General features: G+C 45.9%; 10 protein-coding genes. All 10 read right to left on the reverse strand.

The genetic code is table 11. From position 1 onward, the window contains the following. Window positions 1-738: an ABC transporter ATP-binding protein gene (locus EXM22_RS00110; RefSeq protein ID WP_149484552.1), complete on the reverse strand. Its 738-nt coding sequence runs from the start codon at window positions 736-738 to the stop codon at window positions 1-3. After that, window positions 735-1247: an ATP-binding cassette domain-containing protein gene (locus EXM22_RS18275; RefSeq protein ID WP_210411523.1), complete on the reverse strand. Its 513-nt coding sequence runs from the start codon at window positions 1245-1247 to the stop codon at window positions 735-737. Before EXM22_RS18275 ends, EXM22_RS00110 begins: the two co-directional genes overlap by 4 nt. Further along, complete coding sequence (locus EXM22_RS18280; RefSeq protein ID WP_210411524.1) at window positions 1244-1660, reverse strand: ATP-binding cassette domain-containing protein; 417 nt, start codon at window positions 1658-1660, stop codon at window positions 1244-1246. Before EXM22_RS18280 ends, EXM22_RS18275 begins: the two co-directional genes overlap by 4 nt. Next, window positions 1653-2555, reverse strand: coding sequence for an HlyD family secretion protein (locus tag EXM22_RS00120; protein ID WP_149484553.1), 903 nt, complete (start codon window positions 2553-2555; stop codon window positions 1653-1655). Before EXM22_RS00120 ends, EXM22_RS18280 begins: the two co-directional genes overlap by 8 nt. A gap of 9 nt (window positions 2556-2564) precedes the next feature. Further along, window positions 2565-3824 (reverse strand): TolC family protein, encoded by a 1260-nt coding sequence (locus EXM22_RS00125; protein ID WP_149484554.1) that lies wholly within the window; start codon window positions 3822-3824, stop codon window positions 2565-2567. Between the two features lie 9 nt (window positions 3825-3833). Further along, window positions 3834-4457, reverse strand: a complete 624-nt coding sequence (locus EXM22_RS00130; RefSeq protein ID WP_149484555.1) for a TetR/AcrR family transcriptional regulator — start codon at window positions 4455-4457, stop codon at window positions 3834-3836. A gap of 161 nt (window positions 4458-4618) precedes the next feature. After that, window positions 4619-7087 (reverse strand): CoA-disulfide reductase, encoded by a 2469-nt coding sequence (locus EXM22_RS00135; protein ID WP_149484556.1) that lies wholly within the window; start codon window positions 7085-7087, stop codon window positions 4619-4621. 186 nt (window positions 7088-7273) lie between these two features. Then, on the reverse strand, window positions 7274-8668 hold the full coding sequence (locus EXM22_RS00140; RefSeq protein WP_149484557.1) for an amidohydrolase: 1395 nt from the start codon (window positions 8666-8668) through the stop codon (window positions 7274-7276). 37 nt (window positions 8669-8705) lie between these two features. Beyond that, window positions 8706-9788 (reverse strand): hypothetical protein, encoded by a 1083-nt coding sequence (locus tag EXM22_RS00145; RefSeq protein ID WP_149484558.1) that lies wholly within the window; start codon window positions 9786-9788, stop codon window positions 8706-8708. After that, window positions 9775-11880 (reverse strand): DUF1538 domain-containing protein, encoded by a 2106-nt coding sequence (locus EXM22_RS00150; protein ID WP_149484559.1) that lies wholly within the window; start codon window positions 11878-11880, stop codon window positions 9775-9777. Before EXM22_RS00150 ends, EXM22_RS00145 begins: the two co-directional genes overlap by 14 nt. Window positions 11881-11909 lie beyond the last annotated feature (29 nt).

Here is an 11909-nt window from a genome sequence, read left to right on the forward strand (position 1 = left end):
TTAGTCTCCTGCTCTGACGGCAGTTCTGGCCAGTTTTTGAAAAACGGCGTTCATAGAATCACAACCGTAGAGGTTCCGTAGCTTCTTGGGACTGTCCATGGCGCTGATTTTGCCGTCTACCATGATGGATACCCTGTTGCAGTACTCTGCCTCATCCATGTAGTGGGTCGTAACAAACACCGTGATTCCGCGTTCTGAAGCATCGTAGATCAACTCCCAAAATTGCCGTCTGGCTGCCGGATCAACTCCCCCTGTGGGTTCATCCAGAAAGACAAGCTTCGGTTCATGAAATATGGCGACCGAGAAGGACAGTTTCTGTTTCCATCCCAGAGGGAGAGATTTCACCAGGGTGTCCTTCTCGTTTAAGAAACCTAGGCGGGAGAGCATCTCTTTTGTTCTGGGAGCAATCTCTTTTTTATTGATGCCATAGATTCCGGCAAAAAGACGTATATTTTCCGTCACCGTGAGGTCTTCATAGAGTGAGAATCTCTGGCTCATATAGCCAATGTTTTTTTTGATCTTTTCAGTCTCTTTATAAATATCAAATCCGGCCACCCGTCCTGTTCCGGATGAGGGGATGCTCAAACCGCAGAGCATGCGCATAGCCGTAGTCTTACCGGCTCCGTTGGCTCCCAGAAAACCAAAAATTTCCCCTTTTTCGATGGCAAAGCTGATGTGGTCTACTGCGGTAAATGACCCAAATTTTTTGCATAGGTTCTCAGCTGTAATAACGCTCAATCCCGGCCTCCCTTTTCTGTGAGTTCCATGAAGCAATCCTCAATTCCTGCCGGAATGGTCTTGATTTCTATGCCTCTGTGGCCTTTATCTGCAAGATAGTTTTCGAGATCCTCAGGAGACAAACTCCCGGGGTTCAGGCTGACATGATGAGAATCACCAAAGGAGTAACAGCTCCGTATTTCTTTTCTCTCCCTTAGATCCTTAAGAAGGGCATACATGGAATCACTGCGGACAGACATGAGGTTCCGGTCATACCCTGAAGTGATATTCTCGGGTGTGTCGATCATGAGAAAAGATCCTTCCTGCATTAGGGCTATCTTGTCACAGCGCCCGGCTTCATCCATGTAGGGCGTGGATACGAGGATAGTGATTCCCTTTCTTTTGAGAGAAATCAGCATCTCCCAGAACTCTGCCCGAGAGACAGGGTCCACCCCCGTTGTGGGCTCATCCAGGAGGAGTATCCTCGGGAAATGTATGAGGGCACAACAAAGGGCCAGTTTCTGCTTCATTCCCCCGAGAGGGCTCCGGCCCTTCTTTTTTTGAAGGGTTCTATCTGGACATAAATATCCTTAATCAGGGAATAGTTTTCCTTGATGGTTGTATTAAAAACAGTAGCAAAGAAATTCAGATTCTCCTCGACGGTCAGGTCCTGATAGAGGGAGAAGCGTCCGGGCATGTAGCCCAGGTGTTTTCTCAGTGTCCTAAAATCTCTGACCACGTCCATACCATCCATCATGACTTCTCCTCTGTCTGCCAGCAGTAAGGTTGCCATTATTCTGAATAGAGTCGTTTTTCCGGCTCCATCGGGACCGATGATTCCAAAAATTTCTCCCTGATCAACTTGAAAGTTCAAGTCTTTCAGGGCTGGCTGAGGTCCAAAATCCCTGGATACATTCTCCACAGTGATCAGGGGCTTAATCATTGAGTCTTATTCCGCCATACATTCCGATTTTGAGGGTCCCGTCATTTGGAACCGCCACTTTGACAGCATAGGTCAGGTTGGCCCGTTCGTCCCTCGTCTGAACAGTTTTCGGCGTAAACTCAGCCTCCTCTGATATCCAGGTAATCCTACCTGTTAGCGCCTTGTATTCACCCTCTCCTAAATCGGAGAGTACCGTCACGGATTGTCCCAGTTTGACAAGGCTCAGCTGGCCTGCTGTTATGTAGGCTCTCAAATACATCTTGTTTAGATCGGCAACTTTGAAAAGAGATTTTCCCGGCAGAGCCAGTTCTCCTCTTTCTGCATATTTCACCAGAACAGTTCCCCCTATGGGACTGATAATACGGCCCTTATTGATCTGGTCTTCCAGCTGGGACATCTGGCTTTCCAGGGCTTTTAATTCACTTTCTATTCCCTTATTTCCATTCTGAAGCGTTGTTTTCTGGGCCTCAAGTTGTCTCTCCAGCAGGATAAGCTGAGCATTGATATCATCCAGCTGTTTGGTATTCACCGCATCGGATTTCAGAAGGTTTTCGATCCTGGTTTTCTCCTTCCTGGCCGTTTGGATCTGCTGCTGCAAAGGAGCTGTCTGGATCTGAATATCCATCTTTTTGGATTTTATGCTATCTGATGTGGCCTCCAATTGCTCTTTTTTTAGTTTCAGCTGGAGTGTATCGATCTGTCCCAGAAGGCTTCCTTCTTCGACGGTATCTCCCTCCTGGATGTCTAGTTCCAGTATTCTGCCCGTTGTTTCCGAAGATACAAAGAGCTCTACCGCTTCAAAGGAGCCTGAGGCATCTATCATTGTCTCATCGTTTTGGCAGGAGGAGAATAAGAGCAGGGGGATTAAAAAGAGTGCTTGAGTCGTATATTTCATATTCATTCCTTATTCATTCATCAAATAGTTGAGTTCATAGAGGGTCTGGAGCCGCTGTATTTCATGGAGGGACTTTTTCTGGCTGGCCATATTCTCCTCGTTTATCACCTTCAAAAGATCACTGACAGTGATCGTGCCATTTTCAAGTTGAATCTCCGCATCCTCCTTGATCTCTCTTCGAAATGAGATGATTTGACTATCCATTTCTATGAGTTGTTCTAGCCTTTCCAACTCGGATATTTGATCCTTGATCTGGAGTTCTATGTTGTAGAGAAAGGTCTCCAGCTGGGAGTTCACTTTCTGCTTTTCAATTTCAATAGACTTTAATTCACTGCCTCTCGAATAAAAGCTGTCTAAAGACCATTCCAGGGTGATTCCTGTGATGTAAAAGGGGCTGAAGCTGTTCTCCAGCATGTTCAATCCGGGCCTTCCGAATCCTCCCTGCACATAGGCTCCCAGCCGGGGCATGAGATTGGCATGAATGATCTCGGTTTTGGCTTCGAGTACATCTTGTTTCGCCTGGTACAGATGGGCTTCCGGGCGGTTCATACCGACAGCTGAGCTGCTCTTTTTTGTGCCCTGTGGACGCAGTAATTCCGTGTCCTGTCCCAGGGTGAGACCGGTCATTTCAGACATCATGCTACGATAGGATTGCCTGGCAGATTCAAGTTCCGTTCGGGCTTGTTTCGCCTTCAATAACTCCACCTTGATGGAATTGAGATCGGAGTTTTGGGCCATACCGTAATCATACAGGGACAGAACTCTCGTATAATTCGTTTCGAGGTCTGAAATAAAAAGGCTATTCTGGTCTAGCTGTTCTTCCAGGAGGAGAATCCCGAAAAATAACTGGTTCACCCGGCTTTTCAGGGTGTAGAGTTCCACATCCAAAGTCTTTCTGTCGGCATGGGAGCTGGCGTTGATCAGCTGCTTTTGAGAGGCTGTCTTACCACCATCCCAAAGGGTCTGGTTAAGATTCAAAAGTACCTGGTATTGATCCTTTGACATCTCTTCAATGGAGACTCCCGGAAGGGAGAGGGGAAAAGCTGTGACATCTGACTGGTAAGATGCCTTCGCAGACAGAATCAGCCGCGGGAGATATGTTGAGTCTGCAATGTCCAGGGAGCTTTCTCTGGCTTTTTCTATCAGACCCGTTTGCTGCCTCAAAGGATAGAGTTCCAAGGCCATTGTCTGGCATTCTTCCAGACTGACCTGAGCCTGAAGTGAGGCTGTGATCATCAGTATGATGATTGTATGGATCATTTTTTTCATGCATTCCTCCTATTCGGGTTTTAGGCTATTCAAGATGGTTTGGATATTCTGGATCTTTCTCCTTTGGGCAAATTCATTGAATTGATCTTCCTTTAGATCAAGAACCTTGTTCATGATCGGATAAAGGAGAAAGGCCGATATATTCAAAGATACTATGGTCCAGAAGAGTTCCTGTGTTTCCATTTTTCTGATTCTGCCTTCCTTGATCGCTCCTTTCATATCTGAATCAAGGACACTGAACACAAGCCTTGCCTGGGGAGCAAATATTTCTTTTAAAAAATCAATTCGTGACGGATTTGTTGTCATCTCATTCAATATAAAAAAAGGCAGTCGTGGTGATTTGGATATCAGTTCAAAGTGGGTGTCAATAATCTTCTCGAGTTTTTCCTCAAAGGGAATGGACATCTCTCCGATTTCTTGAAAACTGGAGAGGAACAAGTTTATTTTTTTTTCAAAAATAGCCTGGAACAGTTTTTCTTTGGTTCTGAAGTAATAATGAACCAAGGTTTGATTGCACCCTGCTTTTCTGGCAATTTCAGTTGTGGAAGTCGATGCTGAGCCTTTCTCCAGGAAAAGTTCCTCAGCAGATTCGATAATGGCTTGTTCCATTTGTTTTGTATCTTTCTGGATCATAAAACCCTCTGTTTAATAGCATTATTTAATAGATCTATTAAATAATGCTATTAAGGGTTTGTCAAGGCCGGTTTGTTGTATTTTAGACTGGAGTGTGGATTTATAATTAAAAAAAGGGCAACCCTGATGATTGCCCTTTTCCTGTGTTCTAAAATGAAGAATCAGATAAACATGTTGGTCTGGGAATCATCTGCGGCGCCCAGGAAGGAGGCTACTCCCCCAATTTCTACACCGTCTATGAGTTCCTCTTCGGCTACTCCCATCACGTCCATGGACATCTGGCAAGCCACAAGACGGATGCCGCTTTTCAGGGCTGTTTCCATCATCTGCTCAACACTGTCTACACCCAGAGCCTTCATTCTCATTCTCATCATTCTAGCACCCATTCCGCCCATATTGATCTTGGATAGACCCATCTTTCGGCTGCTGGAGGGGAGCATCATGGCGAACATCTTACCCATAAAGTCTTTTTTGACCCGTGGTGCCTTCGCTTTTTTAAGGAATGAAAGACCCCAAAAAGTGAAGAACAGGGTGACTTCTTTCCCAGCAGATATGGCTCCGTTGGCAATGACCATAGCCGCCAACGCCTTGTCCAGATCGTCAGAAAAGAGGATCAGGCTGGTTCCTTTTTGAGGACCACCGCCCATTCTGGAAGGAGTGGGGGCTCCTCCTTTCTTGAGGACTGCAATGACCTTAGGACCCTTCTGGTCTACAGAGACCACACTGTTTCCTGTCATTTTAGCCCAAGCATAGACGTCCCTGGCAAAACCGGGATCTGTGGCAGTTTCCTGGATCATCTCTCCGGGTTTAAGGGCTTCCATTTCTTCTTTGAGTTTCAATACAGGACCGGGACACTGGAGGCCGCAGGCATCCACTTCAATGGTCTTAATGTCGCCAATGACTGTATGAATATGGGGATCACTCTGATAAATGTTGTCATCATGACCGATAAAATCTTTCTCGAAGATATCTTCATTGCTTTGCTGCTGGGTGGATAGGCTGTAAGTTTTCATACCCCCCGACAGGTTATAGACATCTTCCAAGCCGTTTTGCCGGAGTATTCTTTCAGCCATATAGGCTCTTTTTCCCACACCGCAAAAGAGAATGACCTTCTTGTCTTTGGGGATCTCTGCGATTCTGTTGCGGATTTGTGGCAAAGGAATATTCACGGCACCATCCAGTGTTTCGATTCCATATTCATCCTCTGTTCTTACATCAATGAGAATACGTTCTTCCCTGGGGATGTCGTTCATCTCATTCCAGTGGAGGTGGTGAGAAGAACCGTTGAGGATGTTTTCTGCAACAAATCCCGCTATGTTGACAGGATCCTTGGCAGATGAAAAGGGTGGTGCATAGGCATGTTCTATCTCCTGGAGATCATCGATTGTACCCGCATGACCCAGGATGACCGCAAAGAGGTCAATCCTCTTATCGACTCCTGAATAGCCCACGATCTGAGCTCCCAAAAGCTGCCTTTCCTTGTTGAATATAATCTTTATTGTCATGGGATCGGCATCAGGATAATACCCTGCATGGGAAGTGGCATGGATAATCAATCTCTGGTACTCCCTGTCCATTCTCAGAAGCTGCTTTTCCGAGAGCCCTGTAGAGGCGACTGTCAGGTCAAATACCTTGGCAATGCCAGTGGCTATGGTCCCTCTGTAACTTCTTTTATTCCCCATTATGATATTGTCAGCGACCATCCGGCCCTGTTTATTAGCTGGACCTGCCAGGGGGACTCTTAAAGGGTCTCCTGTGATGGGATTCGGATACTCTGTTGCATCTCCCAGGGCATAGATATCCTTGTCGTTGGTCATGAGGTGGCTGTCAATTTTAATACCCCCAGTGGTGCCTATTTCAAGGCCGGATTCTACAGCCAGCTTGACATCTGGTTTCACTCCGATTGAGAGGATAACCAGATCCGCTTCGATGACCCGGCTGCTCTGAAGGGCGATATGAACACTGTCTCCTTTATCTGTAAAGGAGGAGACACCATCTTTCAGGTAGAACTCAACGCCCTTGACCTTGAGGTGCTGGTGAACTTCGGCAGCCATCTCATAGTCTAGGATGTTCATTACCTGCTCAGCCGCTTCTACAATGGTGACAAAGATTCCCAGCTGATGGAGGTTCTCGGCCATTTCCAATCCGATGAATCCTGCTCCAATGATGACCGCTCTGCGGGGCTTGTTTGCATCCACAAAGGTTTTGATATGATCCGTATCAGGAACGTTTCTCAGTGTAAAAATTTTATCTGAATCGATTCCGGGAATCCCTGGTCTCAAGGGCTCTGCGCCAGGAGAAAGTACCAGTTTATCATAGGGATCTTCAAAGACTTCATCTGTATCCAGGTTTCTCACAGAGAGGGTTTTCCTGTCTCTATTGATAGAGATAACATCGTGTTTGACCTTCACATCTACATTCAGAAGTTCGGTAAAACTCTCAGGCGTTTGAACAAAGAGTCTGTCTCTTTCTGCTATGGTCCCTCCAATATAGTAGGGAAGTCCGCAGTTGGCATAACTGATGTAGGCTCCTCTTTCATAAATCCTGATCTCCGCTGATTCATCCAGCCGCCTGAGTCTGGCCGCGGTGGTGGCCCCACCGGCAACACCTCCGATAATCAATACTTTCATATGCAGTTTATCTCCTGATCATTCGTTTAAAATTTATAGATATATAAATACGTATATATTAAATAGCATATGACAGCTTGTTTATTCAAGCGTAATCGTCCTTTTTTTATCATTTAAAATACTAAAGTAGATAAAGAGTGTTTGCAGGGAAAGACTCGTCAGATCAAAAAGGCATTCCTGCCCTGCTTATAGTATGTTTTTCCCATAGACTGCACATCGGTCCCGGATAGAGCTGTTACATGCTTTTTCTGCTGCATTGAAAAGATGTTTTTCGTCTATTCCGGTGAGTTCACCCTCTTTGAAAACCACTTTCCCGTTAATCATTGTGAGATAGACTTCTCCGGTCACACCCGCCCTGGCTAGGAGGTTTGCCGGATCATGGGTTGTTCCGGCCATTTCCAGGCGGGAGACATCTACCATGAAGAGGTCTGCGGCCTTCCCTTCTGCCAGACTGCCAAAGTCGTTTCTTCCCATCATTTTTGCTCCCTCAATACTAGCCATTTTAAGCATCTGGTAAGGGGAAGGGCTACCGCCCCGCTCTTTACTGTGAAAACACTGCATCAGATAGGCCATCCGCAGGCTGTCTAGAAGGTTGGAACTGTCGTTTGTGGCAGAGCCATCACAACCCAGACTCAATTTCATTCCGGCTCTCCGCATTCCAGGAATGTCAATGATGGGAAATCCTCCCAGTGTTGCCGGAGCAGGGCAGTGTGACAGGCCTGTTTTACTGTCAGCCATTGTCTTATACTCTTGGGGAAGAAGTTCCCATCCGTGTGCATACCAGACATCTTCTCCGATAAATCCAATCTCTTCACACCAATCCAAAGTCCTTTTTCCCCATCTCTGAACCATTAGTTCATTTTCTCCTTCTCCCAGATGGGTGTGAAGGAGTACAGACTTGTCTCTGCCCAGGGCGGCGGACTCAATAAAAGTCTCTTTGTAGCAGTTCACCGGCTGGCAGGGGGCTATCACAATCTGGCTCATGCTGAAGGGAGCAGGATTATGATACAGATCAATCAGCCTCTCACAGTCAGAAAGAAATTCATCTGTGGTTTCAAGCATTGAGGATGGTATAGTGCTGCCCTTTTCTCTGGGGAGAGTATTGGCTCCCCGACCAGCGTGAAAACGGATGCCCAGAAGGGACGCCGCTTCCATCTGACGGTCAACTAGTTTCTTGTCTGTTGTATTTGGAAAACAGTACTGGTGGTCAAAGGCTGTTGTACAGCCATGCTTTATCAGATCTGTCATGGCCGCAAGTGAGGAGTAGTAGATTGCGTCAGAATCTATCATTTTAAATATTTCGTAAATCTCATCCAGCCATTGGATGACCGTGATATTGGGATAGTCCACAGCCATCAGGTTCCGGGCAAATGTCTGGAAAAAATGGTGGTGAGTATTCACAAGACCCGGGTATATGAATTTACCCTGAGCGGATATGATTTCGGCATCGGGATCTGCCAATCCTTTTCCAATTTCCATAATTTCCGGTCCCTGAATGAGAATATCACAGTCTTTATACACACGGTCTTTGGAATCACAGCTGACAATGGCTGATGCATTTTTGATGATTGTACGTTTCATGGTCTTTCCTCTGGATACGTTTTATAAAAAAAGTATATCATGCGTGAGAAAAAGCAGCCTGTACTTCTAATGTTTCAATCGTCAGAACCTTGCCTGGATTTTCAATACCGTACTGGAAAATTTTATCGGTGATGCTGTCTGAGATCTTCTCTGGGACAAGTGCTACTACGCGCTCCCATGCCGCAGTATTACCGCTCTTTTCTCCCTGTGCCAGATGTTGAACCCTTGAAAGAGTCGCCCCTTTTGCTCCTGCATTCATAGCACAATCGGCTATGTTTCCAGCAGAGCCTTCAGGACAGTACACTGTAATTTCCTTCTGTTTGCGAGTAAACCTGACACGACCTTTTTTGACTTCCAGACTTCTTTTCCGCCAGCCAGTATCTCCTTTAAGCTCGTCAATGGCTGCAATCATCTGATCTATACTGGCAGAATGAGCCTGTCTACCAATGACCATTTTATTGTCAAGATGTGCCGAACATACAGGTGTTGTATACACAAAACCGCCTCCGGGCCGGTCTATATCACCATGTTCAATGAGTATTTTCAGAATATTGTCTGAATCGTACCGGGAGACCACTAAGTGCACAATCTCTTTTTGCGGGGGAATTGTAATACGCAGAAGTCCCAGAGAATCTCTTAGTCCAGTTCCTTCTCCCAGAGACACTACGGGCACCCCTAGACCATAGTCTAAGGCGATAGCAGCAAGCTGGTCTCCTGCTTTTGGGAGTGACAAAATTGCAGTTATCTGGGACATTTGATGTTTACAGGCTTTAAACTCTTCGGCAGGATTCTCTTCATTCCTGCCTTCATAAACAGAAATATCCTGCATCAGCAAACTGCCGTGTCCCGGGATATCAAGACCTACTTTCTCATATATTTCTGCAGCCAGGGCCTCTGCTTTACTGCTCTCTGTGGTGATGTAGTATCGGTCTCCTGGCCATTCAACAGGGATCTTTTTTTGGCCAGGGAAGGAGAGCTTTCTCTTCCTATCTTGTCTCCGGACAGTACGACAGGACTCAAAGAATACTGAGAGAGATGGTTTTTCGGATAGAAGGTTTTGCATCGTTTCTCTCAGGCTAAAATGTAGGCTGCAGGTAATGCGTGTATTATTTTGATTCATTTGTACTCTCCTGTTCAACCGCGGCCATTGATTTATTACGTTTGAGTGAAAGCATAAAACCATAGATCTGGACCGATAGGATAGGAAATACTGAGGCTAAAGCAAGGATGCCAAATCCGTCAGCCTTTCCCATTGCTCCGCCTATTCCTAGCCCGAGAGAGAGGACTAGAGGTACTGTTATAGGTCCAGTGGTGACTCCGCCGCTGTCCCAGGCAATTCCTGTAAATTCTTTACTACTGAATATTGTCAGTAGAATAAGAAGGAGATAAGCAGGGATGAGAAGCCAGGCCATGGGTATATTGTATATGATTCTCAAAACACCAATCATCAGCCCCAGGCCTACTCCAATAGAAACAGCTCTGATAACTCCTGTTTTTGAGACTGTTCCGACTGTAATTTCTTCAACATTTTTTCCAAGAGCATTTAGGGCAGGCTCTGCCAAGGTTGAACCATAACCAAGGCCAAATGCAAAGAGGAGGACAAAGATCATTCCCATTTTGGTCATTCTTCCTGTAAAAAGAATGGGAGTTCTTCTTACATGGGTATATACACCGCTCTGTTTGTTGTATTGTCTGGAAATAAAGGGGACATGCTGTATTTCTCCAGATGCATTCATAAAAGCAAATATTTCAGACTTATTTCCATCAGTGTCTACAGCCTTCTGAATCAGTGAAAGATCAAAATTGGGTATCTCAATGATCTTTTCATTTTCCTGGGCTTCATAAACTCGTGGGAGCTGCTGACCCACTGTATCACCCAAGGGGACAAGGCCATATCTGAGCCCTGTTGTCAGTAGAATCATACCCAGTATTGTGATGACTATACCAAGGATAAATTCGTCGATGTGGCGGGGATACTCTCTGAGAATCAGCAGAACTACTGCCAAAAGTATCCCTATTAGAGGAATGATGGCTCGTATAGCCATGGTTGTCTCATTTTTAATAACTTCGGATATAGTGGTTGGTATCTGTACTGCATCGGGGACTATATTTTCCGTGCTTATTCCTAAGACCTTTTTTTCACTCTCAGACGCCCGTAATGCCCACCATATGTCCGGACTCATTTCAGAGAGAATCTGGTTTTTATCGCCATCGGATAGCTCTTTGAGGGCGGCTATATACTCCTCTTCATTCCCGTAGAAAGCGGCCCTGGCTTCCTGGGTTCCCTTCTCAAAGGCAAAGGATTCAAGGGCCTTCTCTCCCTCTAGCATCTTAACAGCATCTGTTCTGTTCTCTATTGAGAAAAACTCTGCTTCCTCCATTTCTGAAGGCAATGTAAAAAAAAGAGCTAATGAGAAGATCATGACTCCCAAAATTGGAAGGAGTGAAGCCATCGCAATACTTCCAAAGCCTCCGGTAGATCCCTGCCTATCCCCTGAGGCTCTGGATACTCCGATACCCAGGGCCAGGACAAGAGGTACTGTGACAGGTCCTGTAGTGACCGCTCCAGTGTCCCAGGCCAGGCCTATAACAGCACGAAGCTGAGGGTTGAGTGAAAATAGAAGTGTTAGTGCCAGAAGGATCGGCACGGATATTAAAATGAAAGGTTTTAGGGATATGCCCTTATGATACCTGTACAGGCTGAGAGCAACTGCCAGAGCGACTCCTCCTCCCACGGAAGCTATGAATCCTTCCTGATAAATGCCAAGAAGAGAATAGAGCAATGGATTTTCCCAAGGAGTGACTCCGCGCCCTGCAGAACGCAAGGTGCTTATTGCCGGTTCTGCCAGAGTTGATATAAATCCCACGATGAGGCCGAAGAATATTATCTGATAGAGTCTGACTTTGACAGGAAGCTTGAGTCCCACATATTCACCCAGGGGCATAAGCCCGAGAGCGAGGCCCTCCATAAAGAAGGCGAGTCCCAATACTACCATGATTATCCCGAGGAGATTCTGGAGACTGAATGCTTCGGGTGATCTGACAACCAGGAGTTGAAATACAAGGAGATACGCCACTATAAAAGCCAAAGCTCTGGCTTGCTCGGATATCTTTCTACCAATATAGTTGCTGATCATTGAAAATGCCGCCCGGGGAGGCATTTTAATGACAGGTCGTGACGCAGCTTTTTCTTTTTTATACCCTTTTACCATAATCTTAGTATATTCACCTTACGTGTTTT

This window comes from Oceanispirochaeta crateris, assembly GCF_008329965.1.
GTDB classification, from domain to species: domain Bacteria; phylum Spirochaetota; class Spirochaetia; order DSM-2461; family DSM-2461; genus Oceanispirochaeta; species Oceanispirochaeta crateris.